The sequence below is a fragment of the Pseudomonas sp. RSB 5.4 genome (genome assembly GCF_037126175.1).
In the GTDB taxonomy this organism is placed as follows: Bacteria; Pseudomonadota; Gammaproteobacteria; order Pseudomonadales; family Pseudomonadaceae; genus Aquipseudomonas; species Aquipseudomonas fluorescens_H.
On the sequence record NZ_CP146986.1, the window covers coordinates 4,046,575 to 4,063,838 of the forward strand.

A 17,264-nucleotide genomic window follows, 5' to 3' on the forward strand; every position below is an offset into this window, starting at 1 on the left:
CTGCTGCGCAGCCGATCGGGGATGAATCCCCTCACCACAAAGAATCCCCTCAGCACAAACAAACCGTAGCAAGTGTCAACCGAGGGCCGTTTTCTCCAGGTGTTCAAGGATGATCGGATACACATCCACCACCGCGTTCTTGCCGAACATGCAGTCGATGTGGCCGTAGCCCGGCACCACATGCCGGCTGTAGCGCTCCGGCCCGTGGACTTCGCAGACTCGCTGGTAAGTCTTCAGCGTGCTTTCTGGCAGGTAACACTGGTTCTCCGCACCGCTGATAAAGCAGATCGGCATGCTCAGCCGGTCGAAGTGCGGCATGTACACATCGTTGCCTTTGAAATCCACCAGATGCCCTTTGCGCACGATCAGCGCCAGGTGCTCGAAGGTCTCGATGTTCGACTCGCCGAACAGTTCGTGCAGGTTGTCGTGCAGGGTTTCGTTGAGGGTGTCGTGGCGATACAGCGAGGCGTACATGAAGGTGATGCGGTGGCACACCGGATTGGTGCAATAGCCCTGCGCCTCGATCCGCGCGTAGCCGTTGAGGGCCTTGTCGTAGAGGCGGTTGAACCAGTTCTCCTTGCTGTCGGCGTAAGCCGTCATCGACTTGATGCCGATCGCATCGAGCATGCCCGGCAGGTGCAGACCGGCCTTCAACCCGGTAGCCGTGGCGACCACGGTGTCAGCGGCAATCTGCGAGCAGACCACCGAACGCACGCCCTGCAGCCCCGCCAGCAACGACATGAAGAACGTGGTCGCGCCGTAGCAATGCACCACGCATTGCACGTCTTTGGCCTGGGTCTCCTGCTGAATCTGCGCAATGGCAGCCTTGAAGTCGTACTGGGCGATCTGGTCGCCGTTCCATTCCTTCTTGCTCGCCGGCAGCAGAATGCTCACGCGGAAATCCAGCAGCCACACGTCGTAGTCGTGCTTGCACAGGTACTCCAGCAGGTTGGTCTGGATGGTGTCGGTGGAAAAGATATTCGACCCGACCCCCAGGCCATGCACCAGCATCACCGGGCCTTTGCTGCCGGCCTGATATCGGGTCAGGCGCAGTTCGACGCCGTCCTCGGTGGGGAAGAAATGCACCGCCGGGGTCGGCGCATCCAGCGGCCGTTTCAACCGTGGCGGCGCGTCGGGATTGAAGTAGACATCACCGGCAAACACTCCGCCGTAACTCTCCCAGAGGATTCCGGCGAAGAACTTGCCGAAGCGCGCCAGGCCTTCGATGCGCTCGCGCTCGTTGCGCGCGTTGAGCACTTTCATGGTGGTCATCTGCTTGGCGAAATCGGTCGGATGAATGTGCATCACCCCGGAGCCGATCACCTCGCCGCTCTTGTCCGGCCCGCGATACAGGGTCACGTACAAGGTGCTGGTGTCGTGCCAGATGTTCAGCACGCCGTTATCTTCCGGCACGGTTTTGAAGGCGCTGAAGAAATAGTCGTTACCGTCCTCGGCGGTCAGTTTCATGTCGTATTTCATGTGCCGCGTGTCGACCTGCTGCTCGAATTGCTCGAACAAATTGAACACGCCATTGCTGGCGGTCAGCGGCTGTGGCGACAGCGCCGGGGCATTCACGGTGCCGACGATAGTCGCGGCGTGTTCCGGTTCCTTGATCATCCGGTTCAGGTCATTGGCGGTGATGGTCAGGGTGAAGTCGATCGGCGAATTGTCCGCCTCGCCGCGTTTGGCCGCCGCTTCGTAGACTTTCAGATCGGTGCTTTGCGCGGCGGTGAAGGCGCGGGAGAAATAGCCTTTCATGGTCTCGGTGAACTGCACGCCGAGAGTCGGTGGTGCCACCTGTTTGCGCGGTGCCGACGGCAGCGTGTAGTCGATCTTCCAACCCCGGTCGGCGGCCAGCAGGCCCATGTTGCGTTCACTCACGGCGGAGATGGTCAGCAGCGGATTGACCGCCAGCGAGGTCGGAATCACCGCGCCGTCAGTCACGTACAGACTGGCATAGACATCGGTGCCGGCCGCGCCACTGAACACCTGGCCTTTGTGATTGACCACGCCTTGCGCGGCGTCCTCACCCATCACGCAACCGCCCAGCGGATGCACCGAGACGATGCTGTGCTTGAGCAGTTTGGTCCAGATCGGATTCTCGACCCAGACCCCGCCCAACGCCTTGGTGCTCTGGTACAGGCGTTCGTTGCCGAGCTTGAAGTTTTCCTGTTCGCCGACGCCCGGCCAGTCGATACGCAACTGGTCCTTGTTGTCGAGAAGCATCCGGCCCTGGCCGCTGTCGTGGCTCATGATCAGGTAGGTCTGCATGTTGTGCAGCGCGCCGTAATAAGGCCCGCGCAGGAAACTCTCGGCCTCGCGCTCCTTGTAGCCGAGCTTGCCGCTGAAACTGTCGTCAGTGGCCACACCGATCATCTCGGCAAACCCGGCCATCGCCGGCACCATCGGCCGGCCGAGGGCGCCGGGGATCGAACCTTCCTCGATGACCATGCGGCTGCGCCAGTCACCTTCGGTGCGCATGTCGATGATCGAAGTGATGCACGGGCCAACCGGCTGCAGCTCCTTGGCCGAGTGCGCGCCGAAACCGATGCCGTTGATGGTCTGCTCGCAGTTGTGGCCGAAGCCGAGAATGTCACCGTTGCCGCTCATGTTCTCGCCGAGCTGACCGGACATCACCAGGCCCTTGTCCCGCGAGCGCAGAAGAATCTCGGTGGAGCCGAGGGTGCCGGCGGAGACCACGACGATATCGGCCTTCACAAACAAAGTTGGCGCGTCGAATTTCTCGCGACCGCTGTCGAGATACTGGAAGTGCACGATCCAGCCATCGCCATCGCGCTCCAGATAGCGCACCTCGGCCTGACAGAAAATCTCCGCGCCGTGGTTCCAGGCGTCTGGCAGATAGTTCATCAGCGTGGTGTTCTTGGCCTTGTTGTTACAGCCCGAGACACAGTCGCCGCACTGATTGCACGGCAGCTGTTCGACGCCGACGTGGTTGAGGTTGTTCGGCAGTTTGTCGAAGGTCACGTTGATCGGCGGCTTGTAGAAATGCGCGCCCTGCTTGAGGTAGTCCGCAGATTTTTTGTTGGCGTCGAGCTTGGGCAGGTTCGGCGCGTTGTTCGGGTACGGATTGGGCTTGAGCATTTCCCGGGCGCGGGCGTAACCGTCCTTGAGCAAGGTGTCGCGGTGTTCGCGCACGGCTTGAGGCCAGCGTGGGTCATCAAATACCCCGGGCTCGGGTTCAAGCGCGACGTTGGCATTGATCAGCGATGTGCCGCCGAGGCCGCAACCGACCACCACGTTCTGCTGCGCATTCACGTGCAGGTCGAACAGTCCGGTGCGCGAACCGATATGGCCGTCGGGGTCGTGCACCTGCAATTCTTCGGTCGCGGCAATCATCGTGTTGGGGTATTCGCCGGGCTGGATCTCCCGGCCCCGCTCCAGCAGGCACACCTGCTTACCCGCCCTGGACAGGCGCGACGCAGCAATGCCGCCGCCATAACCGGAGCCGATGACAATGACGTCGTAGTGTTCCTTGATCTCGCTGATGGGCGTTGCGATGCGTGTCATGAGACTGATCCTTTCTCAGGCTGATGGGGCAACTCTGCGGTTGCCTGCAATCAATGGGCGAACGAGCACCTGGCCTCCGGGGCAAACCCGGCGACAGCACAGCGGTATGAACAGGAATCGACGCTACAGACGAGCGTGTTGATTGGTTGCGCGACGTAACGTGCGCTTGCGTGGCGAGGGGGTCGGGCGATGTGGCCGGCTATCCATCATGCGTTCTCCCAGAACCAGATGTGGATAAGTGATAGCGATCCTTGTGCAATGTCCAGTGAAGACAGGCACCGCATCCAAGTCAAGGCAACGCCTTAGAACTGTATGAAATCTGATCAATTGCTGTTTGGACTATGCCTGGCGGGGCCTGCAGGGTTTGGCGAACAAGTTATCCACATAGCCACCCACAGCAAATGGGGGGAACTGTGGATGAGTGGAAAAATAACTGACTGATTTGTGAAGAAAAATCGTGACTTATCCGGAAGGACGGATTGCGCGCCGGATTGGCTGTTTTTTAATCAACACCCTGCAAGCCACGTTTCACTTGGCCTGTAGAGGATGGCGAACACGTTATCCACAGAAGCGCCAACAGACTTCGGGGGTAACTTTGCGGATGCTGTGGAAAAGCGCTGAGGGCTGTGTGAAATCGGGGTTTGCGCAGGAATTATCAGCCTGAAAAGCCAAATTGATCACTTATTGAACAAATCTCTACAGGCCACGTTTTATATGGCTTGCAGCGGACAGCGAACATCTTGTCCACAGAAGCGCCAACAGAGATTGGGGGCAACTTGCAAAGTTATTCAGAAGAAAAAGCCCGGAAAAACCGCGACTTAGGTTGGTCGTTTTTTGAGCTAAGGCTTGGAGGGCTTGATCGGCGTGGGGTGCAGGGATGGGCGAACACGTTATCCACAGTTCCGCCAACAGGGATTGTGGGTAAACACTACCCCTCACCCCAGCCCTCTCCCAAAGGGAGAGGGAGCCGACCGCATCGCCTGTTCAAACTCCACCGACCTGAACGAACATTGTGATCTCAGGCTTGGCCAGACCAAGGTCACTGCGCAATCGCAGGTCGATGTAATTAGCCAATACCACTAGGTCGATCCCCTCTCCCTCCGGGAGAGGGCTAGGGTGAGGGGCTTTTCAGCGAACAACCCCTTCTTCGATCAGTAGTTTGAGGATCGCTTCCGCCCCGGCCTGCGCGGTGACACCCTTGAGCACTTGTCCACCGCCGCCACTGGCTTTGGCGGTGGCAGCTTTCATGCGGTCCGCACCGCTCTTGGCCTTGATCACCTTCAGGCGTTTCGGCCGTGGCTTGGCCGGTTGCAACATCGCGACGGCCAGCAATTCATCGTCGACGATTTCAACGTTGTCGGCGTTCAACACGCCACGCTGCGCCGGGCCATACGCACTCTGCCGCGGCTTGGGTGCGGCGTTATCCACAGTCGCCAGAAACGGCAGGCGCACCTTCAAGCGCCGCCGCTGGCCACGGGGCAAGGCTTGCAGCACCAGCGCCGAACCGTCGGTGATCGACTCGACCTGCGCCAGCCCCACCACCAGCGGCCAGCCCAGCCCTTCGGCGAGCAGGAACGGCAACATGCCCGAGCCTTCGCCGGTTTCCGCCTGAGTGCCGGTCAGCACCACCTGGGCGCCGGCATCACGCAGATACGCGGTCAGCGCCGGCAAGGCGTCGGCGCCAGCGGGTTGCTCCAGCACATGCAGCTGTTCCAGGCCCATGCCCAGATAGGCGCGCAGCGCCGGTTCCGCGACATCCCCGGCATGCAGCACTTGCAGGTTATCCCCAGCCAGTTGCAGGCCCAGTTCCACGGCGCGGGCGTCCTGTTCGGCGCGGCGTGGCCGGCCCGATGTCGGGTGCGCACCGATGGAAACCAGACTGATGATCTTTGTGCTCATAACCCGTTCCTTAAGCCGCATCGCGCTTGGCTTCGCTGCGGTAAGCCGCTACCGCCGCGATCAACGCCTGAAGAATTTCTGCGCTTTCGCCAATCACCGAAAGATCGGCGCGTTTGATCATGTCGCAACCGGGGTCGAGATTGATCGCCACCACCTTGTCGCAGGCACCAATGCCCTGCAGGTGCTGGATCGCCCCGGAGATACCCACAGCCACGTAAACACGCGCGGTGACCCAGGTACCGGACGCACCGACCTGCCGATCACGCGCCATGAAGCCGTCGTCCACCGCCACCCGCGAGGCGCCTTCGGTGGCGCCGAGCGCCGCTGCGGTCTGGTGGAACAGCGCCCAGTCCTTGACCCCGTTGCCGCCGGAGAAAATGAATTCGGCCTCGGCCATCGGAATCGCCGCCGGATCGACCGCCACCGCGCCAAGATCCTCGATCCGCGACAGGCTGCGCGCAATCGTTGTGGATAACTCCACCGGCAGGGCTTCGTGACGGGTTTCGCTGACCGGCTCTGCGCATTCGGCGGAAGCCAGAATCAAGCGTGCGACCGGCCGCGCCAGGTCTTGCAGGCCTGCGCCGGCGCGGCCGATGCATTGCTGATCCTTGACCTGCCACACCCGCGTCGCCGGGCGTTCGCCCAGTGCTGCGGCAAAACGCCGACCGAGTTCACCGCCACCGCTGCGACTGTCCGGCAGCAGCCAGTGGCGCGGGTTGAACTGGTTATCCACAGCCCGCAGGCCCTGCACCCGTTGCTCCGGTGCATAACCGCTGAATTGGTCGCCCTCCAGTACCAGCAAGCGATCAACGCCGGCCGTGGCGAAGGCGTTCTCTTTGTGTTCGCCAAACACCACCGCCAGCACCGCGCCGTCGTTGCCGGCCAATTGATGAGCGAGGCCGAGCAAGTCGCGGTCGTGGCTGCTCAAGCGACCGCCGACCATGTCCGGCACCACGCTGATGTAGAACGCCGGGGCCGGTACCTGATGCAGCGGCAATTGCACTGCAACCGTGGCCGAGCGTTTGACCGCCCCGCCCTGTTGCGCGCCGCTGCGGTCGATCCGTTTGATGCCGTTGGGACCGATGAAACCGATGCCGTGCAGGTTCTTGCGGATGACGCCATTGGGGCCCATCCAGCTGTGTTGCGCCGGTTGCATCGCCGCGTGCAACGGGTGCAGGCGGTTACGCGCAATCCATTCGGCGCGTGGGTCGCGGCGGATAATGTCGCTCATCAGTGGGCCTCCGCAGGTTCACGTTTGGCCGGTGCAGTCGGCTTGCCTGGCGCGGCGTCTTCGAGCAGCGCATCGGCCACCAGCTCGGCGATGTCCTTGATCAACGGACGCGGTTCGACCACGCCTTCGAGCATCGCCGTGCACTGTGGACAACCCACGGCCACCAGCTCGGCGCCGGTCTCGCGGATGTCGTCCATGCGCATGTCGGGAATCCGCTGCTTGCCCGGAATATCGGTGATCGGCGCGCCGCCACCGCCGCCGCAGCAGCGCGAGCGGAAGCCGGAACGTTGCATCTCTTTGACCTCGATGCCGAGGGCGCGCAGCACTTCACGCGGCGCCTCGTACTCGCCGTTGTAGCGACCGAGGTAGCACGGGTCGTGATAGGTCACGCTGTTGCCTTTGTGCTGACCGAGATTCAGCGCACCGGCCTGGATGATCTCCGCCATGTAGCTGCTGTGGTGCTGGACGAGGTAGTTGCCGTCGAAGGCGCCGTACTCGTTTTTCAGCACATGGAAGCTGTGCGGATCGCAGGTGACGATGCGGTTGAAGCTGTATTTGGACAGGGTCTGGATATTGCGTTTGGCGAGCAACTGAAAGGTCGCTTCGTCGCCCAGACGACGGGCCACATCGCCGCTGTCGCGTTCCTCCAGGCCGAGTACGGCGAAGTCGACTTTCGCGGCTTTCAGCACTTTGACGAACGCGCGCAAGGTGCGTTGGTTACGCATGTCGAAGGCGCCGTCGCCGACCCAGAACAGCACGTCGGTGGATTTCTTTTCGCTGAGCAGATTGAGGTTCAGATCCGCTGCCCAGTTCATCCGCCCGCCCGGGGCGAAACCGCCGGGGTTGTCGGTGGCGATCAGGTTCTCGAGAACTTCGGCACCCTTGTTCGGGGTCGCGCCTTTTTCCAGAGTCAGGTGGCGGCGCATGTCGACGATGGCATCGACGTGCTCAATCATCATCGGGCACTCCTCGACGCAGGCGCGGCAGGTGGTGCACGACCACAGGGTCTCGGCATCGACCAGACCGTTGACGATCGGTTGATGCGGATTGCCGCTGTGTTCGCCAATTGGCTTGCCCGGATACGGGCTGCCGGCGAAGTTGGCATCGGTGCCGCCAGCGAGGCCGACGACCATGTCCTGAATCAACTTTTTCGGGTTCAGCGGCTGGCCGGCAGCGAAGGCCGGGCACGCCGCTTCACACTTGCCGCACTGCACGCAGGCGTCAAAACCGAGCAACTGGTTCCAGGTGAAATCCTTGGGTTTTTCCACGCCCAGCGGTGCGGATGGATCGTTGAGGTCCAGCGGCTTCAAACCGGTGGAACGACCGCCGCCAAAGCGTTCGGCGCGGCGGTGCCAGGCCAGGTGCAGCGCGCCGGCGAACGCGTGCTTCATCGGCCCGCCCCAGGTCATGCCGAAGAACAATTCCGACACGCCCCACAAAACGCCAAGCCCGAGAATCGCCGCGAGCAACCAGCCGCCGAAGTTCTCCGGGAGGATGCCGGCCACCGGCAGGGTCACCAGGAAGAACGACGCGGAGAACGCCAGCAGGCTTTTCGGCAGGCGCATCCACGGGCCTTTCGACAGGCGTGCCGGCGGATTGAGCCGGCGCCGGTAGACGAAGATCGCCCCGACGAACATCACTGCCGTCATCAGCAGCAGCGCATAGCCGAGGATACGGTTATGCAGTCCGAAACCGTGCACCAGAATCGCCAGCACGATCGACGCCACCGCACCACCGGCCGTGGCGACGTGAGTGTTGGCGATGTATTTGTCCCGCGCCACCACGTGGTGCAAGTCGACCATGTAGCGCTTGGGCATGGCGAACAGGCCGCCGAGCAGATCGACCTTCGAGGCCCGGCCCCGACGCCACATGGCCACCCGCCGCAACGCGCCGAGGACACCAAGGCCCAGGGCGGCGAACAACAGGATTGGAAGAAGGGTGTTCAACATGGTGAAGCTCCCACCAGTACAGCCTGGAGAAACACGGTCTGCATTACTGTGGGAGCGGGCTTGCTCGCGAAAGCGCTGGATCAGTCAACTCATGCAGAACTGACAGAATGCATTCGCGAGCAAGCCCGCTCCCACAGGGGTCATGTGCAAGTCCTTAGAAGTCTTTGCACAACCGCAGGGCGTCATAGATCGCAGCATGGGTATTACGCTGCGCCACGCAGTCGCCGATACGGAACAGCAAGTAGCCGTCGCCGGTGGTACTCAGCGATGGCTGCGGCTTGATCGCGAACAAGGCATCGATGTCGATCTGCCCTTTGTTGCGCGAACCGTCCTTGAGTCCGTAATACAGCTCTTCATCCGGACGCACGCCGTTTTCCACCACCACCTGATCAACCACCCGCTCCTCTTTGGCGCCGGTGTATTCGTTCTCCAGCACCGCCACCAGCTTGTCGCCTTCGCGGTAGACCTTCTCCAGCATCATGTCGCCGGTCATGATCACTTCTTTCGGGTACATGCTGCGGTAGTAAGTCGGGAACGATGTCCCGCCAATGGCCACACCCGGCTTGATGTCGTCGGTGACGATCTCGACCTGGCTGCCCTTGTCGGCGAGGAAGTCGGCGACCGACATGCCGGTGAACTCGCAAATGGTGTCGTAGACCAGCACGTTCTTGCCCGGCGCCACCTTGCCGTCGAGCACGTCCCAACTGCTGACCACCAACCCTTCGGCGGCGCCCCAGTGTTCGTTCTGCTCAAGGAATGGATGCCCGCCGACTGCCAGCACTACCACGTCCGGACGCAAGTCCATGATGGTGTCGGCATCTGCCGCTGTACCCAGACGCAGGTCGACTTTCAGCCGCGCCAGCTCCAGCTGGAACCAGCGGGTGATGCCGGCGATCTGGTCACGCTGCGGCGCTTTCGACGCGGTAGTGATCTGCCCACCGATGAATTCTTTCTTCTCGAACAGGGTCACGTCGTGGCCCCGTTCGGCCGCCACCCGCGCAGCTTCCATCCCGGCAGGGCCGGCACCGACCACCACCACTTTGCGTTTCGGCCCGGTGGATTTCTCGATGATGTGCGGCACGCCCATGTATTCACGGGACGTCGCGGCGTTCTGGATGCACAGCACGTCCAGACCTTGATACTGACGGTCGATGCAATAGTTGGCGCCGACGCACTGTTTGATCTGGTCGACCTGACCCATCTTGATCTTGGCGATCAGGTGCGGGTCGGCGATGTGCGCGCGGGTCATGCCGACCATGTCGACGTAACCGCCCTCAAGGATGCGCGTGGCCTGGTTCGGGTCCTTGATGTTCTGCGCGTGCAGCACCGGCGCTTTCACCACTTCCTTGATCCCGGCCGCCAGGTGCAGGAACGGCTCCGGTGGATAACTCATGTTGGGGATCACGTTGGCCAGGGTGTTGTGGGTGTCGCACCCTGAACCCACGACACCAATAAAATCGATCATGCCGGTGTCGTCGTAATACTTGGCGATCTGTTTCATGTCCTCGTGGGACAGGCCGTCAGGGTGAAATTCGTCACCGCAGATACGGATGCCGACGCAAAAATCGTCGCCGACGGCCTTGCGCACAGCCTTGATCACTTCGAGGCCGAAACGCATGCGGTTCTCGAAGCTGCCGCCCCACTCGTCAGTACGCTTGTTGACGCGCGGGCTCCAGAACTGGTCAATCATGTGCTGGTGCACGGCAGACAATTCGACGCCGTCCAGGCCACCGGCCTTGGCCCGTGCCGCAGCAGTGGCGTAGTTGCCGATCACCCGCCAGATTTCTTCCGGCTCGATGGTCTTGCAGGTCGCACGGTGCACCGGCTCGCGGATGCCCGACGGCGACAGCAGGGTCGGCCAGTGCTCGCCGTCCCAGCGCGAGCGACGGCCCATGTGGGTAATCTGGATCATGATCTTGGCGCCATGCTTGTGCATGGCGTCGGCCAGATTCTGGAAGTGCGGGATGATCCGGTCATCCGCCAGGTTCACCGATTTCCACCAGCCTTGCGGGCTGTCGATGGCCACACTGGAAGAACCGCCACAGATCGCCAGGCCGATGCCGCCCTTGGCTTTCTCTTCGTAGTATTTGACGTAACGGTCGGTGGTCATGCCGCCGTCAGTCGCGTAGACCTCGGCGTGCGCGGTGCTGAGCACGCGGTTGCGGATGGTCAGTTTGCCGATCTGGATCGGCTGGAACATTGCTTCGAAAGCCATGGCGGGTTCCTCGACTTACAACGGCTTGACGGTAAACAGGCCGTCGTCGTGGCCTTCTTCGGAGCCACCGTAGACTTGCTCGGCCACCGTACGAATCTTGCTGCCACGTGCAGCGAGGATCTGATCCATGGCGCCGGCAAACCAGCCGGTGAACATGTAGTCGACCTTGCGCCCGACCTTGCCGTACACATAGACGAATGCCGAGTGTTCGAGCTTGACGCTGGCGGTGCCTTGGTCGAGGTCGATGTCCTGAATCTTGAACAGGCCCCAGCCGCGTTGCGACAGACGCTTCATGTAGTGCTCGAACACCGCGACGCCTTCCAGGCCGTGACACTCGGCTTCTTTTTCACACCAGTGCCAGGCGGATTTGTAGCCGGCCTTGTAGAGGATTTCGGCATAGGCTTCGGCGCCCAGCACTTCCTCGATACCCATGTGGTTGTTGACGAAGAAATGCCGTGGCACATAGAGCATCGGCAGGGCGTCGGAGGTCCAGACACCGGTCTCGCTGTCGACTTCGATTGGCAATTGCGGGGCGATCTTGGCCATGGAAACTTAACTCCAGAAAAATTCGTGGTCGGTGCAGAGCAAAGCTTTTGCTTTGCTCTTATAAAAAAGCCGTATGAATGACTTTGGAGCCGTAGCGAGCACGTCGAGAGCAAGGAAGGACCGGAGCGACAAGCGAGACAGTACGGGACGTACGGCGAGTTTGGCGCGAGGACCTGACGCAGCTATCGGCGAGCGGAGTAGGCTCCAGAGTTATTCATTCGCCCCAGACGTCCTTTAGGACATCGACCCAGTTTTCGCCCATGATCTTGCGCACCACGCGCTCGGAGTGGCCGCGCTTGAGCAAGGTTTCGGTCAGGTTCGGGAACTCGCCGACGGTGCGGATGCCCAGCGGGTTGATGATCTTGCCGAAGCTGGTCAGACGACGGGCGTAGCCCTTGTCATGGGTCAGGTATTCGAAGAAGTCCTGGCCGTGACCCTGGGTGAAGTCGGTGCCGATGCCGATGGCGTCTTCGCCGACAATGTTCATGGTGTATTCGATGGCTTCGGCGTAATCGTCGATGGTCGAATCGATGCCCTTGGCGAGGAACGGCGCGAACATGGTCACGCCGACAAAACCGCCGTGGTCAGCGATGAACTTCAGTTCAGCATCGGACTTGTTGCGCGGGTGCTCTTTCAGACCCGACGGCAGGCAGTGGGAATAGCAGACCGGTTTTTTCGATTCGAGGATGACTTCTTCCGAAGTCTTGGAGCCGACGTGGGACAGGTCGCACATGACGCCGACGCGGTTCATCTCGGCGACGATTTCGCGACCGAAGCCCGACAGGCCGCCATCACGCTCGTAGCACCCGGTGCCCACCAGGTTCTGGGTGTTGTAGCACATCTGCACGATGCCGACGCCGAGCTGCTTGAACACCTCGACATAGCCGATCTGGTCTTCGAACGCGTGGGCATTCTGGAAGCCGAAGAGGATGCCGGTCTTGCCCTGCTCCTTGGCGCGACGGATGTCGGCGGTGGTGCGCACCGGCATCACCAGGTCGCTGTTTTCGCGGATCAGCTTCTGGCTGGCGGCAATATTGTTCACAGTCGCCTGAAAGCCTTCCCACACCGACACGGTGCAGTTGGCCGCCGTCAGACCGCCCTTGCGCATGTCTTCGAACAGCTCGCGGTTCCATTTGGCAATGATCAGACCGTCGATAACGATGCTGTCGGCGTGTAATTCGGCTGGGCTCATCAGGCGTCCCCTTATTGGCGATTCATGCGCCGAATCGTCTGCCGGCGCTTTGGGGCCAGCATATGCCTCGGTGCCGGGGCGACCGGGTGCAAAAACGACAGGGGAATTGCCGAAAGCGTCAATCCGCGACAAAGCGTCATCAGGCGACCCGACCAGCCACCTGTTCAAGCCCGCAAGCTTGAGCCAGAATCTGGCGCATCTTGGATACACCACTGGATTAGAGCGGCGACATCAATGAAATCGATCTTCCTGGCCTTGGCACTGATTGCGACCGGCGTACACGCCGCCGAAGACACCGACAACAACCCGTGCGACGCGGTGGAAAACGACGTCCAGACCCTGGAATGCTCGATCTACAGCCGCACCACCGCCGAAGACCTGCTCAAGGACAACTACGCCAGCCTCAACGAACGCATGCAGGCCACCTACGGCAAAAACGCCGCGCAACTGGCCGACATCACCGCAAAACTCAAAACCGCCCAGCAACAATGGCTGAAAACCCGCGATGCCGATTGCGCGGTAGAAGCGTTCCCCGCCACCGAAGGCAGCAAGGCGTTCAAGATTGCGCAGAATGACTGTGTGGCGCGGATGAGTGACGAACGGTCGGAGTTTTTGGAGTCGATTGGGCAGGAGTGATCCTGGAAGTTCGGCAACATGCCGACAAACGTTGTTGATTGGCCGACTGGGAAATATAAGTAAAGATTCGAAAATCTTATAAAAGACTTATATTTCCAACGCCATGAATCGACCTGCCGACATCCAGATCATCAAAGATGCCGAGGGCAACCCGGCCTTCGTAGTCATACCCTACGCTCAATACGTCGCGCAGAAAATCCAGCCCGATCTGATCCCGCATGAGGTGGTGAGTCGCATGGTCGACGGGGCGACACCGATCCGTGCCTGGCGCGAACACCTGAAGCTGACTCAGGAAGAAGCGGCGAAACGTCTGGGAATTTCCCAGCCGGCGTTCGCTCAACAGGAAACGGTAGCGAAGCCACGCAAGGCAACCCGCGAGAAAATTGCCGCAGCGTTCGGCATCACCGCCAATCAGCTCGAGTTGTAGGCTGCCCTCTTCATTCAAAGGAATTCCCATGAACATCTGCGGCATCGAAATCAAAGGCAGCGAAGCGATCATCGCCGTGGCCTCCCTTGACGGGGCAACGCTGAGCCATGTGGCGCTCAACACCAAGAAAATCGCCCTCGACGATGATGACGAGGCGGCCAACGTCAAACGTTTCGCGGCGCAGGTTGCTTCGTTTGTACGCGAGCATTCGATTGACCGGATTGCGATCAAGAAGCGCAGCAAGAAGGGTGAGTTTGCCGGTGGGCCGACCACGTTCAAGATCGAGGGTGTGTTTCAGTTGCTGGAGGGGTGTGAGGTGACGTTGTTGTCGCCGCAGACCATCAATGCGCAGGCCAAGAAGCACAGCTTTGAGCTGCCGGGGACGTTGAACAAGTATCAGCATGAGGCTTACAAGGTGGCGTGTTCGGCGTTGGTGAAGAAGTAAGCGTCCTGTCAGGCAACATAAAACCAATGTGGGAGCGGGCTTGCTCGCGAATGCGGTGGATCAGTCAACTCATGTTTCGACTGACACTCCGCATTCGCGAGCAAGCCCGCTCCCACATTGGGTTTTGGTGCGCCCATCAAGCCTGTACGGTACGCCGGTCTTCGCGAGGGCAGCGTGCGAACTTCGCCCGGTAGCTGCGGGTGAAATACGACGGAGATTCAAAGCCGCAGGCGATGCTGACTTCGAGCACACTCATATCGGTCTGGCGCAATAACTGCCGGGCCTTTTCCAATCGCAGACGCAGATAGAAATTGCTCGGCGTGTCGTTCAGGTGCAGCCGAAACAAGCGCTCCAGCTGTCGCCGCGTCACCTTGATCGATTCCGCCAGTTGCAGCGTAGTCAGCGGCGGCTCGCTGTGTTGCTCCATCTCGCCAATCACCTGCACCAGTTTCTTGTTGCTGATGCCGTAGCGCGTGGCGACTTCCATGCGCTGGTGATCCTTGCGCGGGCGAATCCGCCCCAATACAAACTGCTCGCTGACCTGAATCGCCAGTTGCGGGCCGTGGGCCTGGGCGATCAGGTCGAGCATCAAATCGATGGACGCCGTGCCGCCCGCCGAGGTGATGCGCCGCCGATCGATTTCGAACAGTTCCTGGGTGACGCTGAGCTGTGGATAAGATTCCTTGAACGCATCGATGGCCTCCCAGTGCAGGGTCAGGCGATGGCCGTCGAGCAGGCCGGCTTCGGCGAGGACGAAACTTCCGGTGTCGATGGCGCCGAGGGTCACGCCTTCGTTGTCCAGCCGGCGCAGCCAGTGCTCAAGGGTTGGCGTGGCGAACTTCAGCGGTTCGAACCCGGCCACCACCAGCAGCGTCGCGCCCTTCTTCAACGGCTCCAGCGCCGCGTCGGCATTGACCGACATGCCATTGCTCGCCAACACCGCCCCACCATCGGCGCTGAGCACGTGCCAGCGGTACAGCTCGCCGCGAAAGCGGTTGGCTACCCGCAGCGGTTCGATTGCGGAAATAAAACCGATGGCGGAAAACCCCGGCATCAGCAGAAAGTAGAAATCCTGGGACATGTGCGCACTCGGTTAGCGGGTAGCGTGGATCGTTGATACGCCGTTTGGCGGCGGCGTTCAAGCGCACAGGTCGCTACAGTGCAAATGCCAGTCGCCGCAGTGCGCTTTCACGGGGCCGTTGCTGCGTAACTTTGCATCACCGGCACGCCAGATGCCGGAACTCACAATAACGACCTGCCGAGGAACCCGACATGAAACGACTGATCAGCAGCTGCGTTCTTGCACTCAGCGGTACCGCTTTCTTGAGCGCCAGCGTCATGGCGGCCGAACCCGCGTCGTGCCAGAACGTGCGCATGGGCGTGGTCAACTGGACCGACGTGATCGCCACCAGTGCCATGACCCAAGTGCTGCTCGACGGCCTCGGCTACAGCACCAAACAAACCAGCGCCTCCCAGCAAATCATTTTCGCCGGGATCCGCGATCAGCGGCTGGACCTGTTCCTCGGCTACTGGAACCCGCTGATGACCCAGACCATCACCCCGTTCGTCGACGCCAATCAGGTCAAAGTCCTGCCGGCGCCAAGTCTGAAGGACGCCCGCGCCACCCTCGCCGTGCCAACCTATCTGGCGGACAAGGGCCTGAAAACCTTCGCCGACATTGCCAAGTTCGAGAAAGAACTGGGCGGCAAGATCTACGGGATCGAGCCGGGTTCGGGCGCCAACACGCAGATCAAGGCGATGATCGCCAAGAACCAGTTCGGCCTCGGCAAGTTCCAGCTGGTCGAGTCCAGCGAAGCCGGGATGCTTGCCGCCGTTGACCGCGCCGTGCGCCGCAAAGAGGCCGTGGTGTTCTTCGGCTGGGCGCCGCACCCGATGAACGTCAACGTCAAGATGACTTACCTCACTGGCAGCGAAGACGCCCTCGGCCCGAACGAAGGCATGGCCACGGTATGGACCGTCACCGCGCCGAAGTACGCCGAACAGTGCCCGAACATCGGCCGCCTGCTGAGCAATCTGACGTTCACCGCCGAAGACGAGAGCCGGATGATGCAACCGCTGCTCGACCACAAGGACGCCTTCGAGTCGGCCAAACAGTGGCTCAAGGATCACCCCGAAGACAAGCAGCGCTGGCTTGACGGTGTGACCACTTTCGACGGCAAACCGGCCGCTGAAAACCTGCAGCTGACCAGCAAATAAATCACCCCGAATCAACGCTTCGCAGCCCGAAAAGGGCTGCGGACAGACCCATCACGCCTGAAGGAAACCGCACCATGAACCACGACGTCATCATCACCTGCGCACTCACCGGTGCTGGCGACACGACCGCCAAGAGCCCGCATGTGCCGGTCACCCCGAAACAGATTGCAGCGGCTGCGGTAGAAGCGGCCAAGGCCGGCGCCACCGTTGTGCATTGCCATGTGCGTGACCCGCAGACCGGCAAGTTCAGCCGTGACGTGGCGTTGTACCGCGAAGTGATGGGACGCATCCGTGAGGCCGACGTCGACATCATCGTCAACCTCACCGCCGGCATGGGCGGCGACCTCGAAATCGGTGCCGGCGAGCGCCCGATGGAGTTCGGCCCGAACACCGACCTGGTCGGCCCGCTGACCCGTCTGGCCCACGTTGAAGAACTGCTGCCGGAAATCTGCACCCTCGATTGCGGCACGCTGAACTTCGGCGACGGCGACACCATTTACGTCTCGACCCCGGCGCAACTGCGCGCCGGCGCCAAGCGCATCACCGAGCTGGGGGTTAAGGCCGAGCTGGAGATTTTCGACACCGGCCATCTGTGGTTCGCCAAGCAGCTGATCAAGGAAGGCCTGCTCGACAACCCGCTGTTCCAGCTGTGCCTGGGCATCCCGTGGGGTGCGCCGGCCGACACCACCACTATGAAAGCCATGGTCGACAACCTGCCGGCCGATGCAGTGTGGGCCGGGTTCGGCATTGGCCGCATGCAGATGCCGATGGCCGCGCAAGCGGTGCTGCTCGGCGGCAACGTGCGGGTTGGTCTGGAAGACAACCTGTGGCTGGACAAGGGCGTGCTGGCCACCAACGGCCAACTGGTCGAACGCGCCAGCGAGATTCTTAGTCGCCTCGGCGCCCGCGTGCTGACCCCGGCTGAGGGCCGCAAGAAGATGGGCCTGACCCAGCGCGGCTAAATCTCACCTTTCTCCCC

13 protein-coding genes are annotated in these 17,264 nt (G+C 61.3%); 5 read left to right on the forward strand and 8 right to left on the reverse strand.

Annotated elements, in window-relative coordinates; all coding sequences use genetic code 11:
* Positions 1-75: 75 nt before the first annotated feature.
* From V9L13_RS18340 to V9L13_RS18370, 7 genes are all read right to left on the reverse strand, one after another.
* Positions 76-3,528: a GMC oxidoreductase gene (locus V9L13_RS18340; RefSeq protein WP_338800184.1), complete on the reverse strand. Its 3,453-nt coding sequence runs from the start codon at positions 3,526-3,528 to the stop codon at positions 76-78.
* 1,128 nt (positions 3,529-4,656) lie between these two features.
* Positions 4,657-5,427 (reverse strand): electron transfer flavoprotein subunit beta, encoded by a 771-nt coding sequence (locus V9L13_RS18345; RefSeq protein ID WP_338800185.1) that lies wholly within the window; start codon positions 5,425-5,427, stop codon positions 4,657-4,659.
* Positions 5,428-5,437: 10 nt separating this feature from the next.
* Positions 5,438-6,658 carry an electron transfer flavoprotein subunit alpha/FixB family protein gene (locus tag V9L13_RS18350; RefSeq protein WP_338800186.1) on the reverse strand — a complete coding sequence of 407 codons (1,221 nt, stop codon included), beginning with the start codon at positions 6,656-6,658 and terminating at the stop codon, positions 5,438-5,440.
* Complete coding sequence (gene dgcB / locus V9L13_RS18355) at positions 6,658-8,607, reverse strand: dimethylglycine demethylation protein DgcB (protein ID WP_338800187.1); 1,950 nt, start codon at positions 8,605-8,607, stop codon at positions 6,658-6,660. The genes V9L13_RS18350 and dgcB overlap by 1 nt, the downstream gene beginning before the upstream one ends.
* 154 nt (positions 8,608-8,761) lie before the next feature.
* Positions 8,762-10,822 (reverse strand): dimethylglycine demethylation protein DgcA, encoded by a 2,061-nt coding sequence (gene dgcA, locus V9L13_RS18360; RefSeq protein WP_338800188.1) that lies wholly within the window; start codon positions 10,820-10,822, stop codon positions 8,762-8,764.
* Positions 10,823-10,837: 15 nt separating this feature from the next.
* On the reverse strand, positions 10,838-11,368 hold the full coding sequence (locus tag V9L13_RS18365) for a DUF5943 domain-containing protein (protein ID WP_338800189.1): 531 nt from the start codon (positions 11,366-11,368) through the stop codon (positions 10,838-10,840).
* A 214-nt stretch (positions 11,369-11,582) separates the two neighbouring features.
* Positions 11,583-12,560 carry a dipeptidase gene (locus V9L13_RS18370; protein ID WP_338800190.1) on the reverse strand — a complete coding sequence of 326 codons (978 nt, stop codon included), beginning with the start codon at positions 12,558-12,560 and terminating at the stop codon, positions 11,583-11,585.
* A 234-nt stretch (positions 12,561-12,794) separates the two neighbouring features.
* Here V9L13_RS18370 and V9L13_RS18375 point away from each other — a divergent pair, with 234 nt between their 5' ends.
* From V9L13_RS18375 to V9L13_RS18385, 3 genes are all read left to right on the forward strand, one after another.
* Positions 12,795-13,196 (forward strand): lysozyme inhibitor LprI family protein, encoded by a 402-nt coding sequence (locus tag V9L13_RS18375; RefSeq protein WP_338800191.1) that lies wholly within the window; start codon positions 12,795-12,797, stop codon positions 13,194-13,196.
* Between the two features lie 103 nt (positions 13,197-13,299).
* The gene (locus V9L13_RS18380) at positions 13,300-13,623 is read left to right on the forward strand and encodes a helix-turn-helix domain-containing protein (RefSeq protein WP_338800192.1); all 324 of its coding nucleotides are present in this window, start codon (positions 13,300-13,302) and stop codon (positions 13,621-13,623) included.
* Positions 13,624-13,651: 28 nt separating this feature from the next.
* Positions 13,652-14,068: a DUF3010 family protein gene (locus V9L13_RS18385; protein WP_338800193.1), complete on the forward strand. Its 417-nt coding sequence runs from the start codon at positions 13,652-13,654 to the stop codon at positions 14,066-14,068.
* A gap of 136 nt (positions 14,069-14,204) precedes the next feature.
* Here V9L13_RS18385 and V9L13_RS18390 read toward each other — a convergent pair whose 3' ends face one another.
* Positions 14,205-15,149, reverse strand: a complete 945-nt coding sequence (locus V9L13_RS18390) for a GlxA family transcriptional regulator (RefSeq protein ID WP_103484865.1) — start codon at positions 15,147-15,149, stop codon at positions 14,205-14,207.
* Positions 15,150-15,340: 191 nt separating this feature from the next.
* On the opposite strand from V9L13_RS18390, the gene V9L13_RS18395 reads away from it, so the two are divergent.
* A complete protein-coding gene (locus V9L13_RS18395; protein ID WP_338800194.1) occupies positions 15,341-16,285 on the forward strand; it encodes a choline ABC transporter substrate-binding protein in 945 nt (314 codons plus the stop codon).
* 74 nt (positions 16,286-16,359) lie between these two features.
* On the forward strand, positions 16,360-17,247 hold the full coding sequence (locus tag V9L13_RS18400; protein WP_338800195.1) for a 3-keto-5-aminohexanoate cleavage protein: 888 nt from the start codon (positions 16,360-16,362) through the stop codon (positions 17,245-17,247).
* Positions 17,248-17,264 lie beyond the last annotated feature (17 nt).